Source organism: Acidobacteriota bacterium, assembly GCA_034211275.1.
Classification (GTDB): Bacteria; Acidobacteriota; Thermoanaerobaculia; order Multivoradales; family JAHZIX01; genus JAGQSE01.
This window is the reverse complement of the sequence record JAXHTF010000015.1, coordinates 1-16,676: the sequence shown is the minus strand read 5'-3', so window position 1 is coordinate 16,676 and position 16,676 is coordinate 1. Positions and strand designations below refer to the sequence as shown.

General features: G+C 66.9%; 11 protein-coding genes. 8 read left to right on the top strand and 3 right to left on the bottom strand.

Translation table 11 applies throughout. The features are described from left to right. The first annotated feature begins 12 nt into the window (after window positions 1-12). The 7 genes from SX243_04665 to SX243_04635 all read left to right on the top strand — a co-directional run bounded on the left by SX243_04665 (window position 13) and on the right by SX243_04635 (window position 7,925). Window positions 13-1,809, top strand: a complete 1,797-nt coding sequence (locus SX243_04665; protein ID MDY7092248.1) for an AMP-binding protein — start codon at window positions 13-15, stop codon at window positions 1,807-1,809. Next, window positions 1,806-2,054 (top strand): phosphopantetheine-binding protein, encoded by a 249-nt coding sequence (locus tag SX243_04660; GenBank protein MDY7092247.1) that lies wholly within the window; start codon window positions 1,806-1,808, stop codon window positions 2,052-2,054. The genes SX243_04665 and SX243_04660 overlap by 4 nt, the downstream gene beginning before the upstream one ends. Next, window positions 2,051-2,788: a class I SAM-dependent methyltransferase gene (locus tag SX243_04655; GenBank protein MDY7092246.1), complete on the top strand. Its 738-nt coding sequence runs from the start codon at window positions 2,051-2,053 to the stop codon at window positions 2,786-2,788. The genes SX243_04660 and SX243_04655 overlap by 4 nt, the downstream gene beginning before the upstream one ends. After that, entirely contained in the window at window positions 2,773-3,870 is a 1,098-nt protein-coding gene (locus tag SX243_04650) for a nucleotidyltransferase family protein (protein ID MDY7092245.1), read from the top strand. Before SX243_04655 ends, SX243_04650 begins: the two co-directional genes overlap by 16 nt. Before the next feature lie 38 nt (window positions 3,871-3,908). Beyond that, the gene (gene wecB, locus SX243_04645) at window positions 3,909-4,985 is read left to right on the top strand and encodes a UDP-N-acetylglucosamine 2-epimerase (non-hydrolyzing) (GenBank protein ID MDY7092244.1); all 1,077 of its coding nucleotides are present in this window, start codon (window positions 3,909-3,911) and stop codon (window positions 4,983-4,985) included. A 66-nt stretch (window positions 4,986-5,051) separates the two neighbouring features. Next, window positions 5,052-6,272 (top strand): DegT/DnrJ/EryC1/StrS aminotransferase family protein, encoded by a 1,221-nt coding sequence (locus SX243_04640; GenBank protein ID MDY7092243.1) that lies wholly within the window; start codon window positions 5,052-5,054, stop codon window positions 6,270-6,272. Between the two features lie 18 nt (window positions 6,273-6,290). Next, window positions 6,291-7,925 carry a sugar transferase gene (locus tag SX243_04635; GenBank protein ID MDY7092242.1) on the top strand — a complete coding sequence of 545 codons (1,635 nt, stop codon included), beginning with the start codon at window positions 6,291-6,293 and terminating at the stop codon, window positions 7,923-7,925. 22 nt (window positions 7,926-7,947) lie between these two features. Here SX243_04635 and SX243_04630 read toward each other — a convergent pair whose 3' ends face one another. The 3 genes from SX243_04630 to SX243_04620 form a co-directional block, all read right to left on the bottom strand. Then, entirely contained in the window at window positions 7,948-8,925 is a 978-nt protein-coding gene (locus SX243_04630; protein MDY7092241.1) for a hypothetical protein, read from the bottom strand. 377 nt (window positions 8,926-9,302) lie between these two features. Next, window positions 9,303-11,294 carry an asparagine synthase-related protein gene (locus SX243_04625; protein MDY7092240.1) on the bottom strand — a complete coding sequence of 664 codons (1,992 nt, stop codon included), beginning with the start codon at window positions 11,292-11,294 and terminating at the stop codon, window positions 9,303-9,305. A 166-nt stretch (window positions 11,295-11,460) separates the two neighbouring features. After that, a complete protein-coding gene (locus tag SX243_04620; GenBank protein ID MDY7092239.1) occupies window positions 11,461-15,840 on the bottom strand; it encodes a choice-of-anchor A family protein in 4,380 nt (1,459 codons plus the stop codon). 597 nt (window positions 15,841-16,437) lie between these two features. On the opposite strand from SX243_04620, the gene SX243_04615 reads away from it, so the two are divergent. Then, a partial coding sequence (locus SX243_04615; protein ID MDY7092238.1) for a hypothetical protein occupies window positions 16,438-16,676 on the top strand: 239 nt, incomplete at its 3' end.

The window sequence follows — 16,676 nt, the reverse complement described above, 5'->3', positions numbered from 1 at the left end:
GTGAGCCCTCTCATGACCGACCTTCTGCGACAGGTTCTCCAGCATGCAGAACAGACACCCCAGCAACTCTGCGTGCGGACCCACTCCGCCCGGGTGGCTGAGGGCCAGCGGGATTTTCAGCAGGTAGCGGAGGCGGCCGGCCGGGCCGCCGGCGCCTGGCGTGCCCGCGGCATCGAGCCCGGCGACCTGGTGGCGCTCATCGGCACCCACCACCTGGACTTCTACGCCAGCTGGCTGGGGGCCGTGTGGGCCGGCGCCGTGCCGACGGTGCTGGCGGAGCCCAGCGTTCGCATCGACCGGAAAGTGTATTGGCAGCGCCTCGATGCCCTCCTCGAGCACAATCGGGCTCGCCACCTGGCACTGGATCCGCGCTACGCCCCCGGCGGTTCCGAAGAGGCTAGCAGAGCCCCGAGTACCGCTGTCGAGAGCTCAGTGCTCCAGGACGCCGTCATCACCTACGAAGAGCTCGCCGGTGCAGCGGAGGAGCCTCCTCCGGTCCCCGACGCCCAATCCGAAGATCTCCTGCTACTCCAGCACTCGTCCGGTACCACCGGCCTGCAAAAGGGCGTGATGCTCTCCCACGGAGCGGTGCTCCGCCACGCCCGGGCCTACAACGAGGTCCTGAGAATGGGGCGCCGGGACGTCGTGGCCAGCTGGCTGCCCCTCTACCACGACATGGGCTTCATTGCCTGCTTCATCCTCCCCCTGCTCACCGCCACGCCGGTAATCTGGCTCTCCCCCTTCGAGTGGGTGGCCAACCCCGGGCTGCTGCTGGAAGCCGTCACTCGTCACCGGGCCACCCTCACCTGGCTGCCCAATTTCGCCTTCTCCTTCCTTGCTCAGCGGGTGCGCTCCGAGGAGCTGGACCTGTCGTCCCTGCGCGCGGTGATCGACTGCTCGGAACCCGTCACCACCGAGGCCCTGGAGGCTTTCCAGCGCCAATTCGCCGAGCACGGCCTGCGCCGGGAAGCTCTCCAGACCTGCTACGCCATGGCCGAGAATGTGTTCGCCGTCACCTCGACCTCGGCCCGGACTGGAATCAAGACTCTGTCGGTGGAGCGGGACACCTGGCAACGAGAGCACCGCGCAGTGCCGACCTCCCCCTCCCAGCCCCGCGAGGACACGGTGGAGCTGGTGAGCAGCGGCGTCCCCGTGCCCGGCTGCCGGGTGCGCATCGTCGACGAGGCCGGAGCAGAGGCTTCCCCGGGGCAGGCCGGCCGTATCGTCATCCACAGCTCCTTTCTCTTCGACGGCTACTACCAGCGACCGGAGCTCAACCAAGACCTCTTCGACGGCGACGGCTTCTACGACACCGGTGACCTGGGTTTCGTCGATGCCGACGGCCACCTCTTCGTTACCGGCCGGCGCAAGGATCTGATCATCGTCGGCGGCCGCAACGTCTATCCTCAGGACGTGGAAGCGGTGGCCTCGGAGGTCGCGGGCGTCAAGGCGGGACGGGTCGTGTGCTTCGGCGTCACCCTCCCCGATCTGGGCACCGAAGGTCTGGTGCTGCTGGCGGAAACCGACGAACCGGAAGCGACCTGGCCGGAGCTTCGCCGCCGTCTTCGAGCCTCTGTACCGACGCGGCTGGACCTGGACCTCTTCGACGTGCGCGTCCAGCCGCCGGGGCGCCTGCGCAAGTCGACCAGCGGTAAGCTAGCCCGTGACGGCAACCGGCAGTGGTACCTGGACGGACGCTTCGGCCCGCCGCCCCAGCTCGGACCCCGGCAAGTTGGCCCGCGGCAGAGCAACCCTCCGGTCCCCCGACCGGGTTCCCCATCGGACTCACGCTCAGGAGAATCGGAATGAACGTCGCCATCGATCAACTATTGGCCGCCGTCCGCAGCTTCGTGCGCGAAGATCAGGGCCTTTCAACGGAGGACCTGGACGCCGAAACCCAGCTCTTTCAGGAGGGCTATATCGACAGCTTCGCGGTGGTCCGCTTGATCGCCGACCTGGAACAGCGGTTGAGCCTGAACCTGCCCTCCGGCGCCCTGATCCCCGAGGACTTTGCCACGGTGAGCACCCTGCATGGGCGGCTGGAGGAACTTTGAGCGAGCCCCCCCGAGGTGCCTCCTCTCGAGGTGCCCCCTCCGAAGCCGAGGCCGAGCGCATCCTGCGCGAGCAGGAGCGCCGGCGCCAAGAGCTACCGGAGGATTTCTACGCCCGCCACAAGGCTGCCAACCTCTTTCTCCGTCACGGTCAGGAGCGGGCCCTGCGCCGGGCTTTGGAGCGTTTCGGCCAGCTGCCTCTGGAGGGCAAGGAGATTCTCGAGGTCGGCTGCGGCGACGGCTCTTGGTGGAGCCTCTTCGAGGCCTTCGGGGCACGCCGGGAGGATCTCCACGGCATCGATCTGGAGGAGCGGCGGGTAGAAGTCTGCCGCGGTCTCTATCCGCAAGCGGAGGTGCGGGTGGGCAACGCCGCCGAGCTACCCTGGCCCGATGACCGCTTCGATCTGGTCTTCCAAAGCACCGTCTTCACCTCCATCCTCGACCCCGAGATACGCCGCCGGGTGGCGGCGGAGATGATGCGAGTGGTGCGGCCGGAGGGGCACATCGTGTGGTACGACTTCCTCTTCGACAACCCCTCCAACGCCAACGTCCAGGGAGTTTCCTCCGGCGAGCTGCGCAAGCTCTTCCCCGACTATCGCTGGAAAGTCTGGCGGGTGACCCTGGCACCGCCCCTGGCCCGGCGGCTGGTCCCCCGCGCCTGGACCCTGGCGGCGCTGCTGGAATCCATCCGCTTGCTCAACAGCCACGCCCTGGGAGTGGCATGGCCGAAAACCTGAGGCTCGACGAGGCCGAGCCATCGCGGGAGCTGGTGGCCCTGTGCACCCGCTCCGCGGGGGCCGCGCCCACGGATCCCGAAACAGATTCCCAAGTCTTCGCCCAGATCGCCAACCTCGCCGTGGGCGAAGGGCTGGCGCCGCTCCTCGGTGCCCGGCTAGCCGCCGGCGAGATCGCCGCCCCCACCGATTCCGAGAGCCGGGCCCTGAGCCAGGAGCTGCAGGAGCGCTACCGCACCGCGGCGCGGGTGGGAGCCGCCCGAGCCCTCGGCGCCGAAGTGCTGCAGCGCTCCCTCGCCCGGCGGCGGATCCCGGCCTTGCTGCTCAAAGGCGCTGCCCTGGTGGCCACGGTGTACCGCGATCCGGGGCGCCGCACCATGGGGGACGTCGACCTGCTGGTGCCGCCGGAGCGCTGGCAGGAGGCTCTGGAGGCCGCTCGGAACGCCGGCGCTCAGGTGGTGGAGGCCCCCCAGCGGCCGGTGAGCCTGCGCCACTTCCACGAGGTCCACCTGGTGCTCCCCGGCGGCGGGTTGGGGGATCTGCACCGGCGGCTGACCCCCTGGCCCCTCTTCACCCCGGACCTGCCGCAGCTCTTCCAGCGCGCCCGGCCGCTGCCCGGAGCAGCGGAGAGCGACTCAACCGGCGCCTGGCTGCCGGCGCCGGAAGATCTCCTCCTCAGCCTCGTCGTCCACGCCGCCAAGGACGGTTTCCAGCTGCCCTTGCGGGCGGTGGTGGACGGCCTGCGGCTCCTCGCCGTGGCGACCCCGGACCCGCAGGTGGTCGAGGCCCGAGCCCGCGCCTGGCATGCCCGCCGCGCCACCGCCCGCTGGCTGCAGATGTTGGGTACTTTTGATGATCTCGGCAAGGATTGGCAGGAGCTGCCGGGGCGCCTTGCCCCGAAGCTCGGCCCCCTCCCGCCGGGCTTTCTCCAGCCACCCCCCAGCGACCTTCGAGCCCTGGGCGCCCGCTGGTCGATGCGCCGGCGCCAAGCGCAGGTTCTGGACGACCGCTGGCGAGCCGTCGCCTATGCCGGCGCCACCGCTCTCTTTTTCCTCGGAGATCTGGTACAAGGGAAGAGAAGCTGAACCATCCGCGAACCCAAGAAAGACAAAGAAGAGGATCCATGCGAATCCTATGCGTGGTCGGAGCCCGACCCAATTTCATGAAAATGGCACCGGTGGTGGCCGCCCTCGCCGAGGCCGGCAGCCGGCCGCTGCTGGTGCACACCGGCCAGCACTACGATCAGGCCATGTCCCAGGTCTTCTTCGACCAGCTGGGCATGCCCACTCCGGACATCCATCTGGAGGTGGGCTCGGACACCCACGCCCGCCAGACGGCGCGCATCATGACCGCCTTCGAGCCGGTGCTGCTGGAGCAGCGGCCGGATTGGGTGGTGGTGGCCGGGGATGTCAACTCCACCGTCGGCACCGGCCTGGTGGCGGCCAAGCTGGAGATTCCGGTGGCCCATGTGGAAGCTGGCCTGCGCTCCTTCGACCGCGCCATGCCGGAGGAGATCAACCGCGTCCTCACCGACCATCTCTCGGACCTCCTCTTCACCACCGAGGAGAGCGGCAACCGCAACCTTCGGCACGAGGGCATCGCCGAGGAGCGCATCGCCTTCGTGGGCAACTGCATGGTCGACACCCTGCGCACCCACGTCGAAGCGGCGGTGGCCCAAGAACCTTGGAAGGAGCTGGAGCTGAGCCCCGGCGGCTACGCGCTGATGACTCTCCACCGCCCCTCCAACGTCGACGATCCGGAGGTCTTGCGCTCCCTCATGGACACCGCGGCGCGCATCGCCGAGGAGCTCCCGGTGGTCTTTCCCCTCCACCCCCGCACCCGCCAACGGCTCGACGATCTGGGCCTCGACCTGCCCACCGGGCTGCGCCTCGAGCCGCCGCTGCCCTACCTCAGCTTCCTCGGCCTGATGGCCCGGGCCCGCTGCGTGCTCACCGATTCCGGCGGCATCCAAGAGGAAACCACCGCCCTTTCCGTCCCCTGTTTGACCCTGCGCTGGAATACCGAACGGCCCAGCACCGTGGACGCCGGCACAAACCGGCTGGTAGGGACCGAGAAGAACAAGATTTTGGGCGCGTTTGACGATATCCTCGCAGGACGGTGGCAACAGGGCGAGATCCCTCCCCTCTGGGACGGCCAGGCCGGTGAACGCATTGCCCGGCGCCTGTTGAACGAGGGCTGAGCCCACCACCGCCCCCCCTGAAACCCCAATCGAGGGAACTCTGACCGAGGAGTGTCTGATCCCGATATGAACGTACCGTTTTTCAGGCCGGACCTGGGCCAAGCCGCCATCGACGAAGTGGTGAACACCCTGCGCTCCGGCTGGCTCACCACCGGCCCCAAGGTCAAGCGCTTCGAGGAGCAATTCGCCGAGGCCGTCGGAGCCCGCCACGCCGTGGCCCTCAACTCGTGCACCGCCGGGCTGCACCTGTCGGTCAACGCCCTCGGGCTGGAGCCCGGACAGGCGGTACTGGTGCCCACCATGACCATGGCCGCCACCGCCGAGGTGGTGCGCTACCAGGGCGCCGTGCCGGTGCTGGTGGACTGCGAGCCGGACACTCTCAACCTGGACCTGGACGACGCCGAGGCCAAGATCCAGCTACTGCGTTCCGGCCAGCTCCCGGACGCTCTCGGCGAGCGGCCAGACGTGGTGGGCATTTTGCCGGTGCACGTCGGCGGCCAGATGATCGACCTGGCCCGCCTCCACGACTTCACTGAGCGCCACGGCCTGTGGTCCGTAGAGGACGCCGCCCACGCCTTCCCCGCCGCTTGGCGGCAGGACTCGGATCAGCCCTGGCGCCGCTGCGGCAACCGCACCGCCGACGTCACCTGCTACTCCTTCTACGCCAACAAGACCGTCACCACCGGCGAGGGGGGAATGGCGGTGACCGACAGTGAGGAGCTGGCGGACCGCATCCGGCTGCTCTCCCTCCACGGCCTGTCGGCGGACGCCTGGGGGCGCTTCACCGCCAAGGCCAGCTGGGACTACCGCATCGTCGCCCCGGGCTATAAATACAACCTCACCGACATCGCCGCCGCCATCGGCCTGCACCAGCTGGCCCGCGCCGAAGAGATGCGGCAACAGCGCCAGGCCCTGTCCCTGGCCTACCTCGAGGCTCTGAAGGATCTCGACGAGATCGAGCTACCGCCGGTGCTGGACAACCGCATCCACTCCTGGCATCTCTTCCTCATCAAGCTGCGCCTGGACCGGCTGACCATCGACCGCAAGACCTTCACCGACCACCTGCGGGACGCCGGCATCGGCCATTCGGTGCACTGGCGCCCGCTGCACCTCCACCCCTACTACGAGGAAACCTTCGGCTGGCGACCCGATCACTTGCCCATCGCCAGCCGGGAGTGGCAGCGCATCATCACCCTCCCGCTCTTCCCGTCCATGACGCCAGAGGAGCTGGAGCGGGTGGTGACCGTGCTGCGGGAGCTCTGCACCCGCTTCCGGCGCCGGGGCTGAGGAGCACGGCGAGAAACCATGGGCCCCGCAGCGCATAGGGATCACGAGGCTGGAGCCAAGGGCTCCTCCGCCGCCCTCGACGACACCGCCAGCCTGCTGGACAGCTCTCATCGGCCGCCGGTGAGCCCGGGCCTGCCGCGGGCCTTCGACCTGGTGTGTTCCGCCCTCGGGCTGCTGGCGCTCTCGCCGCTGCTGGCGGTGGTGGCCCTGGCGGTGGCGGTCAGCTCCCGCGGGCCGATCCTCTTCCGGCAGACTCGCATCGGCTACCACGGCCGCCCCTTCACCTTCTATAAGTTTCGCTCCATGCGGGTGGCCCAGGAGGGCCTACCCCTCACCGCCAGCGGCGACCGGCGGGTGACCCGGGTGGGCCGCTGGCTGCGCAAGCTCAAGCTCGACGAGCTGCCGGAGCTGTTCAACGTACTGCGTGGGGATATGGCGCTGGTGGGGCCACGGCCGGAGGTTCCGCGCTACGTCGATCTCGACGACCCGCTGTGGCGACACGTGCTGGGGGTGCGCCCCGGGCTCACCGATCCGGTGACCCTGCGCCTGCGCAATGAGGAGGAGCTGCTGGGTGCCCTGGCGGGGGACCCGGACGATTTCTACACGTCCTCCCTGCTGCCCTTCAAGCTGCGCGGCTACCGCGGCTACATCCTGCGGCGCTCCTGGCGCAGCGATCTGTGGGTGCTGTGGACCACCATCCTGGGAATCCTCCTACCGGGCCGCAATCCTCCCCCGACCCAGGACGAGATCAGCAGCCTGTGGGGCGGCGACGAAGCGGCGGGAGCCGAGACCGCACCGTCCCAGGGCTTTTTCGAGGGGCACCGGCGCCAGGCCCAATTCCTCCTCGATCTGGGGGTGCTGGCGGCGGCCTTCGTCCTCGCCTACCTGCTGCGTTTCGAGTTTCGCATCCCCGCCGACGAGCAGCACAATCTGCTCATCCAGCTGCCCTACGTCCTGGTGCTGCAGCTTGCGGCCTACTTCCTCACCGGCATCCACAACTTCGCCTGGCGCTACATCAGCCTGTCGGAGGTGCAAGCCTTCCTACGCGCCGGTATCTACTCCGCCATTCCCCTGCTGATCCTGCGCTTCGCCCTCCAGGAGCCATACCAATCCTGGCGAGTGCCGCTGTCGGTCATCGTCCTCAACGCCATTCTCGGTTTCGGCGGGCTGCTGGGGCTGCGGGTGATCTGGCGCATGCGCTATGAGCACCGCCGGCGCCAGCGGCGGCTGCTGGTGGCCGGCGCCCAGGCGGCGCTGCCGGTGCTGCTGGTAGGAGCCGGCCAGGCGGGAATCCTCGCCACCCGCGAACTCGACAGCCGCGGCGACGTGCCCCTGGACATCCGCGGCTTCGTCGACGACGATCCGTCGAAACAGGGCCTGGTGATCCGTGGCGTGCGGGTGCTGGGTACCACCGACGACCTGCCGCGGCTGGTGGCGTCGCACAAGGTCGACCACGTCATCATCACCATCGCCGAACCCTCGCCGCTGGAGCTGGGGCGAATCATGGCGATCTGTCAGAAGATCCCGGTGGGAGTCCGCATCATCCCCGGGCTGCACAAGATTCTCGAAGGGTCCCTGCGCATGGAGGCGGTGACGGGGGATGCTGGAGAAGCTCCTGCCGAGGATCCTCCCCCCGAGGGGACTGCAGGCTGACGCTCTCGACTTGAAGCCCCGATCAGCCGAAGCCCAAGCTCTCCTCCACCGCATCCAGCACCGCCGGCAGATACTGCCAGCCGGAGGGATAGCGCAACCGCCGCACCGGCACCGACTCCACCACCCGTGCCAGGGTCTCCAGTCGCCGCCGCTCCCAGCCCAGAGCGGCGGGCATACGGTGCAGGAAGGAATGGCGCAAGAGCTCCGCCAGGGCCTCCCGGGGGCCGACGGCTTCGATCTCCACCGCCCGCTCCTCGTCGAGACGTTCCGGAAGGTAAATGGCCGCCAGCGGCGATGAGCTTGGCTGGAATTCGAACCCCAGCGCCTGAGGCGTGGTCCAGACCTTCTCCACCCGGTCGTTGACCTTCGGCAGAGAAGAGACGTCATCGACGTAGCGCCGGGCCAGATCCGGCCACATGCGCAGTGCCGGATAGCTGGGACGAGCCGAGACCCGCCGATCCTCCAAATTCGAGTCGTCGAGATCCAGGGCCAGGATGTCGTCGGTGAGCAAGCGAGCGCCGCGGTCCAGGAGACCAAGAGTCAGGCTGCTCTTGCCGCTGCCGCTGGCGGCCAGCAGGCCCACCGCGCGATCCCCCAGCGCCACCGCCGAAGCGTGCAGCGCCGCGGTGCCGGAGCGCTCCAGCCAGAAGGCCATCACCGTACCCAGGAAGCGAATCTCCAGCATTCGCCGGTCACCGCCTTCGACCGGGCGGCAGAGGATCTCCCGATCGCTGAGGTAGAAGTCCGCCACGCCGGGAAAGTGCAGCAGATCCCAGCCGGCAAGACGGTAGATGCGCAGAACGCTGCGGCCTTGAAGATCTGAGAGCGAGCTCTCGTAGACCGAATCGTTGGAAGCTCCCTCGAGGGAGACCGGAGGCTCCCGACACAGATGGATCACCAGATCCGGGTAGGTTTCGCCGCCCGCCGGAGGCAGGTCGAGAGCTAACGGTAGGTCGGATCGGATGCGGAGGCCATAGAGACCGGCGGCTGAGGAGTCCATAGAAAGGGCAGCAGCGCCGAGGCAACGCCCGGAAGCACGCGCCTGGCTCCGGGGAGTCGGAGTCCCTCGGGAATCAGGGGCCCCTCGAGAGTCGGGAGGCTCTCGGAAGTCAGGCGCCTGTGCTCCCTCCGAAACCCGCATCGATTGTGCCGTTGAGCGTCCCCTGAGTAAGCTGCTCCAAAGTCCCCCAGCACAGCACTTCCGGGGCGTTATAGGGCTTCTTCGCCCCCACGGCGCTGGAAAGAGGCTCGCGGGGCTGGGGAGAAATCGAGTGAGGAGGCGTATTGATCAGGTCCATCATATTCCTTGACTTCGAGTACAACGTTTCGACATTAGATTATCAGAAGAAGCATAGTCGGCACTATGGCATACAAACGTCAGGCTTTCGTCTGGACGAGCCCTGCGGGCACCAAAGCCGATGCCGAGGGCTCGTAGAATTTCCGCAACCACAGCTCCAGAGTCAGCACGTACCAAATGTGGCGGAGCATATAACCAGCTCGGCCATCCAGATAGTCCTGCCAGGATCGGCGCAATCGAGCTCCATCGACGAATCCCAACTCTGCCACCAGCGGCTGCCGCAGCAGCTCGTCGATGCGCTGCTGCCGGCGCCGCAGGCTGTGCTCGATGAAAGCGGCAAAGCGAGTCTTGTCCCGGCGCTGCCGCACCGTCTCCGGCAGATGGTCTTTCATCGCTCGGCGCAGCAGGAGCTTGGCTCCGGAAGTCCCTTGGTGCTCCGCCGGATCCACCGCCAGCACCAGCTCGGCGAGCTCGTGGTCGAGAAATGGGTGGCGCACCTCGACTCCGTGCCGAGCGGCGGTGCGGTCGAGCCAGGAGCAGGCCCGGCCGACACTCTCCAAGCATCGGACGGCCCGCCAATGGGCCTGCCGGGCGGGATCCCGAAACAAGCGCTCGCCATCGTTGCGGCGCAAACGCTGGGACAGTCCCACCCGCTCGGCAAAGCGCGGCTCGATCCAGCGCGGCGGTGAGGACAGGCTCGGGCGACCGAGCCAACGGCGCAGAGTGCCGTCCAGCCCCGGCAGCGCCGGCGCCGCGAGGTAGTAATAGGCTGCCCGGGCCACTGAGATGTCGAGACATCGGGCCCGGCGCACGACATCCGCCAGTGCCGAGAGCTCCCCCCGGCGCAATCGCGACAGATAGACTCGGCGGCTGCCGGCAAAGAGGTTGTCGCCGCCGAAGCCGGTGAGCAAAACCCGCCCATCCCGCTGCCGCAGCCGCTCCAGGAGCACCCGATCCGTCGATTCCCAACCCTGGAAGGGGCCCTCCAACGAGGGAGCAAAGTCTGCCTCATCTCCCAACAGCCAGAGCTTCTCAGCGTCGATGGGTTCGACTTCCACCCCCAGCTCCCTGGCCATGGCGCCGGAGTACGCTCGCTCGTCACAATCTTCCAGACTCGGAAAGACGTAGCTCAAGGCCAGCAGCTGAGGCCTGGACGCCGCTGTCCCCGCAACCGAATCTCCCCCTTGGGAATCCCCCGCTACCGGGCTTCTGGACCAGCTCTGGGCCAGGGCCGCCACGGAACAAGAATCCAACCCGCCGCTCATGGTCAAGCCAACCACCGGATCGTCCGTCGGCAGACGCTCTTCCACCGCTTCCTGCAGTAGACGCCTCGCCTCCTCTTCCAACTCCCGGCCCTGGAGTCCCGGTTCCCCAGACTCGGAAGGCCGCCAATAGCTCCGTACCTGCCTTCGCCCTGACTTCACGACCAGCACCGAAGCCGACGGCAGTCGCTGGAGGCCGACGAAGAAGGTTCGTTCCTCGTCCCGCGAATCGTCCATCAGGTAATCCGCCACCGCGACCTCGTCCAGCTGAGCCCGCAGGCCCAGCCCCCGCAGCAGCTGCTGGGCCTCGGAGGCCACGTACAGGCGACGGTCGCGCAGGAGGTAGTGCAGGGGCTTGACACCGAAACGGTCCCGGGCGCAGAAAGCCCGCCGGTGGCGACGGTCCCAGACCACGAAGGCGAAATCACCACTCAACCGTTGGGGGCAACCCTCGCCCCAGGCGAGATAGGCGGCCAGCAGGAGCTCTGCGTCGGTGGGGCCTTCGACCAAGGCCTGATCGGGAAGAGCCTGCCCCGCCGCCGAAAGCTGGCGCCGCAGCTCGTCGCGGCGATCCAGCCGGGCATCAGCGACCAGATCCACGCCGACATCACTGGAGGCCAGGGAATGCGCCCGGGCGCCGGGGCGAGATCGCGAAGGCAGGAGGGTGAGCGCCGCCAGGCCGGCGTGGTGACCGAGGGCATAGGACGTACCCTGCGGTCCCCGGTGGGCTGCCGCGTCGGTCATCCGCACCAGCGTCTCCCGATCCAACGGGGAGCGATCGAAATGGATGATGGCGGATAGGCCACCCACGACGAAAAGGACCCTCCTAGCTATAGAACCGCGTTCATCGAGCCAAAAGCCGGCCAAAAAGCCGGCCAAGAGCCGGGGCGCAAACTTTCCTTCCTCTATATAGACACGGAAAGCCCCGGAAAAGATTCCGGGGCTTTCCGATGGATGTTAGAAGCGGGAGAGACCGCTAGCCGCCGGCGCGCATGCGCTCCGGCTGGGACGGGACGATGCCGTCACCGCCGTCATCATCATCATCGTCGTCATCGTCGTCGTCCCCACCGCCACCATCGGGGCAGAAGACGATCTCCGCCAACCCGCCGCTGCCGGCGAACTGCGCTTCCAGGCGGCTGATGCCGGAGGCGAAGAGGAGGACGTCCTGGGCGCTGTTGTCGCCCATGGATACCGCCGTCGCCTGGCCCATGAGGAAGCCGTCGGCATCGAAGGCCAGCAGGTCCACCAGCTCTCCATTGTCGATGTCGAGGACGCGGACGGAGTGGATCTCCACCGGTACATCGAAGTCGAAGATCATCACGCCGCCGTTGCGGTCGTCGTCCGGATCGCTGGAATCCGCATCCTCCGAAAGGATCAGGATGTTGCCCTCGGGAATCGAATTCTCTCCGGGCATTCCGAGACCGCCGCCGGCGCCCACGCCGGGCCCGCCGAAGTCCTGGTTGGGAGTGCCCAGATCCGGATCGCCGCCGGTGGGGGCGAAGCTGTTGAAGATCATCAGCGGGTGCGCCGCCGGATCCCCGCTGGTGGCGTGGATGCCGAAGGCCGAGAACTCCTCGTCGATGACCTGCCCGGGGAGCAGGAAGACGCCCATGCTGCTGACCTCGAAGTCGAGATCCGGCAGACAGATGCCCGGCTCCGGGCACTCGAAGAATTCGAGGTTGAAGTCACCCTGGCCGCTGGGCTCCAGCGCCGGGCCGCTGAAGGGCTGCGCCAGCACCTGCCAGACCAGCCAGCCGGAGGCACCGAACTCGAGGTTCTTGTTGTTGGCGCCGTAGCCGATCTGGAAGGCCGGACCGGTCATCTGGAAGTCGACGAAGGCGCCGGCGAGGGAACCATCACCCAACAAAGTGCCGGAGAAGGAGGTGTAGTACCACCAGGTACCGGTGTCCACCGGTCCGCCGTTCTCGGCGTAGGCGCCGCTCTTCAATTCCTTCTTCGGGCTGCCGCCGGGAGGCGTCGAGTCGCTACGGCCGCTGAAGCTCGCGTTGACGATGAAGCGGCGCTCCGGATCGTTGAGGTCATAGACCGTGCCGTTCAAGGTGGCGGTGCCGTCGGGGTTTTCCACGAAGGTCGCCTGGGAGCTGAACACGAAGTGCTTGCCGATACCCGGCAGCCACAGCGCGTGGTCGTTGATGTTGTTCAACCACTGGGGATCCGTCGGCGCGGCGCCGACGCAGAACTCGGTGGAATCTCCGGCGTAGCCGAAGTCCACATCGTCCCGGTTCTCTCCCGAGGCGACGGTGACGGTGGCCCGATCCGGCGTGCCGATGCCGTCCAGGTCGTAGCTCGGGATCAGGCCCGGCGGCAAGGTGGAAGCATCCACCACCACGGTGTAGGTGCCGGGAGCCAGATCGCCGAAGCCGTACTGGCCGTCGGGACCGGTGACGGTGGTCGCCACCACATTGTCGCCGGCATCCAGCAGGTCGATGACGACACTGTTGAGGCTCGGCTCACCGGCGTCCTGGACGCCGTCACCGTTGGTGTCCCACCACACCCGGTCGCCGAGGCTGGCGGGCTGCGGCGGCAGCTCGTACGGCGGCAGGCAGCCGGTGAAAGGCACGTGATGGCTCTCGCCATAGCCCGACAGGCTGGCCGCCACGAGGGTGCCGTCGATATTGCCGTTGTTGAAGTCCACGTGGGCGAAGGGCGCGAAGATCGAGCCCTGGATGCCGATGCCCTGAACGGTCAGGTTCGTGGTCTCGAAGAAGTTGTAGAGCACGTTGCCGCGGTCGGTGCCGTTGACCGAGATGCCGAAGTACTGCATCTGGTTGGTGGCGCCGTCGATGTTGATCAACACCGTCGAGCCCGCCGGCGCGTTGATGTTCAGCGTGTTGGCCGCCGACAGATCAGCTCCGGAGAGATCGAAGATGTTGAGGTCCGGATCCGTGCCGTCGAGCTGGATCTGCGCCGTCGGACCACCCCAATAGTTGACCGTGGTGGTGCCGTTGGCGGTGAGGCCGGCCCAGTAGGCGGAAGCTCCCTCCAGGAAGCTCTGCTCGGCGGCGAAGTCGATGGGCGAGTCCTGGCGCGAGGTGCCGTTGAGCACCGTCACGCTGGTCAGGTTGGCGATGTCGCCGTAGACCAGGTTGCCGTTGTAGACCTGACCGTTGGTGAAGGTCAGGTCGTCGCCCACCACCAGGTCGTCGCGGGTACCACCGGAGTTGGAGAGAGCGAGACCGACGCCGAAGTTCATCAGCGTCGCATCGTCGCCCACCGCCAGACGGCCGGTGACGTCGGTGTTGCTCTGGTCGAGGTCACCGAAGACGAAGACGTTGAAGCCGTTGGCAGTGCCCAGGGGCTCGGTGGTGCAGGCCATGGAGCCGCCGGGCTGATAGCCGAAGTCGGCGTCGCCGTAGTTCTCGCCGGCGCCCAGGGCCACGTCCAGAGGCTCGTTGCCGGTGGTCAGCTGCAGGCCGGCGGCCAGCGAGCTCTCATCCACGTCGACCCGGTAGAGACCGGGCAGCAAGCCGGTGAACTCGTAGATACCTCCGGCGTCGGTGGTCTGGGTGCCGAGGGAGACGTCGTCGGCGGTGCCGAAGACGCCGTCCGTGCCGGCCTCCGTCAGCTGCAGCACGACGCCGGACAGACCCGAACCGGCGGGCTCGTTGAACACTCCGTCACCGTTGGAGTCCAGCCACACGAAGTTGCCGATGCTGCCGGTGCCGCGGTAGCCGAAGTCGAAGGTCAGGACGTTGTCGTCCACCACCGTGCCGGAGATAGCGTCGCCGGTGGTGGAGGCGAGTCCATCCAGCGGCTGGCCGGGCAGGAAGTTGGTGGCCGCCACCTCGACGGTGAAGTCACCGCTGGTGACGTCGAACGAGTAGGTGCCATCCGCCGCGGTGGTGGTCTCCCCGAGCATGGTGCCCTGGGAGTTGAAAAGCTGCACCACGACGCCACCGATGCCCGACTCACCGGCATCCTGAAGGCCGTCGCCGTCGGCGTCGAAGAAGACGGTGTCACCGATGAGGAACTCCCGCAGCGGAATGCAGGGGCTACCGTCGGTCTCGACGCAGAGCACCGGGTGGAAGAAGCGCCAGAAATTTAGATTCTGCATGTCCACACCGCGGGCTCGCACCACGTAGGTACCCGCCGGCAACTCCGGCGCCTGCTGATCGGCGGTGGCGGGATCGAAGGGCCCGGTAGTCAGCCGGAACTGCTCCCATTCCTGATTGCCGGAGGGGTTGGGATTGGAGTAGACCATGCCGTTGGGATCGATGAAATCGAACTCGATGGACGGCTGGCGCTGGAGGTAAGCGCCCAGCCCCGCAGGATTGACGTCGTCCGGCGGATTGCCGGTGGCGCCGGTCAGGCCCGTCGCTACTCCTTCCGAAACCGCGTCGCCGGTGGCCCAGGGCGGCAGGAAGGGAGCATTGGGGGTATCCGGATCGTCGGTATCGGCGGTGCTGCCGTCGTAGGCGCCGTAGTCGAGGTCACCACCCCAAAGCACCAGGTCCTCTTCCTCCAAAGCGATGTCGAGATAGAAATCGAAAGAACCATCGTAGGTGGTGGCGCCGGGGCTGCCGGGAGCGGCCATGGGATCGTAGGTCGGGAAGTCCGGGAAGACCGTGAGGGCGTCGGCCTGGCTCTGGATCGCCGCATAGAAGCCGAAGGGCTGCTGAGCCACCTCGATGGACACAACGCCATCGGTGCGCAACTTGAAGGAGTTGAGCACGGTGAGGGTGGGATCCTCCGTGTTGATCTCTAGGCGATAGAAGTAGTTGCCGCTGGGCGCCTGCGCCTCCGGGCCGGTGGTGATGCTGATGTCGAACCAGTCGTTGTTGAGCAGCGTGGTGCTCATGAAGGGCCCGGCGACCACCGTGGAACCGCTGCCGTCGCGGTCCGGATCAGCGTAGACGGTGTAGGAGAACGGGGCGGCCCCGACGTCCCAATTGCCGTTGGCGGCGTTGGCGTCGCCGTCGAAGACACCGATCTGGAACGACGCGGTGCCTACCGGCGCTGCCACCTGCACGTCCAGGGAGGACTCGCTCAAGGTCACCAGGGCCGCGCCGCTGGCCACCGCCAGGAAGCGCGCGTCATCCGCCGCACAAGACGGCAGGCAGCGGAACCCGGGCAGCAGCTCGGCGCTGCCGTCACCCCGCGGTCCGCCATCGAGGCCGGCCGCCGGCAGGCCGTCGGCGAAGGCATCCTCGAACTGCTGCCGAGCCATCCACTCGATATCGGTGACGGCGTCGGGATCCAGGACCTCGGGCTTCTCGGAGCCGGGCTGTCCGCCACCGGGCTGTCCCGTGCCAAGCTGAGCCGCAGCCCAACCGGTGGGCAGCAACAAAGTACAGCTGAGCAGAATGAAAAAGAGCTTCCTCGTAGCAGAACTCATAGGGTTCCTCCCGCATCAAAAAGAGAGATGAACGGTCGTCTCTCGTCGGTCCGAGCCCTGACGTCTTGCGGCCAGTGCCGCAGCGGGCTCGTCGTCGTTCACCTCGGGATGAGGCTCTAACTGTTGTGAATCTTGCCGAGATGCCGCTCGCGCGCTCTCGGGGATTTGGACCTCAGGTAAACATTCAATCGGTGATCCCTAGGAGGGGGGTGGGCGAGATCACCATCGACAATCACTGACTCGCTATTCAAAGCTACTTCCGTCAGGAGAACGTCAGCGTACAACTGCCTCGAATTGTTCGACCGGTTCTCCCAAAGCGCCGCCGGAGACCCATAAGGCGTTTTAAGGCAAGGACTTAGGCGAATATCCTCGCCGTCAGGGGTCATTGCCTCTCGTGTTACCGCCACGTAACGATGGCGGAGCTGCCTCTCGGCCTTCGGTTGAGCGCTAGTGAGCTTCACGAGGTCCATTCAGTACAAGAACTATGCCATGTATTTAACCTTGGCGATCTTTGCCTATTTTCATGAACCAGCTGGTCCGATGGATAAATAGCGAGGGACTCATTCATCGGCAGATAGTTCCATCGATAATCGGGATATGAACACACGACCGGCCTGGGGCGCTCTGTTCCTCGGTGCAGTGCTGGTGATCGCGCTGTTGCTGTCACCGCTGTGGTTGGATCAGTTCGAAGCTTATATCGAAGAGGAGCAGGCCGTTGCGCCGTTCCCGGATACCTTCTACGATCTGCCCACACAGGCGCAGGACCAGTACCTTGACCTTTACGATACAAGCCGCCAGATGGCGATCGATCTGGTCGCGGCACGGCTGCAAGAACC

Excerpts from the sequence above, each read along its gene's own strand:
- SX243_04665 (MDY7092248.1), top strand. The coding sequence starts at position 13 with ATGACCGACCTTCTGCGACAGGTTCTCCAGCATGCAGAACAGACACCC.
- SX243_04660 (MDY7092247.1), top strand. The coding sequence starts at position 1,806 with ATGAACGTCGCCATCGATCAACTATTGGCCGCCGTCCGCAGCTTCGTG.
- SX243_04650 (MDY7092245.1), top strand. The coding sequence starts at position 2,773 with ATGGCCGAAAACCTGAGGCTCGACGAGGCCGAGCCATCGCGGGAGCTG.
- wecB (MDY7092244.1), top strand. The coding sequence starts at position 3,909 with ATGCGAATCCTATGCGTGGTCGGAGCCCGACCCAATTTCATGAAAATG.
- SX243_04640 (MDY7092243.1), top strand. The coding sequence starts at position 5,052 with ATGAACGTACCGTTTTTCAGGCCGGACCTGGGCCAAGCCGCCATCGAC.
- SX243_04635 (MDY7092242.1), top strand. The coding sequence starts at position 6,291 with ATGGGCCCCGCAGCGCATAGGGATCACGAGGCTGGAGCCAAGGGCTCC.
- SX243_04630 (MDY7092241.1), bottom strand. The coding sequence starts at position 8,925 with ATGGACTCCTCAGCCGCCGGTCTCTATGGCCTCCGCATCCGATCCGAC.
- SX243_04620 (MDY7092239.1), bottom strand. The coding sequence starts at position 15,840 with ATGAGTTCTGCTACGAGGAAGCTCTTTTTCATTCTGCTCAGCTGTACT.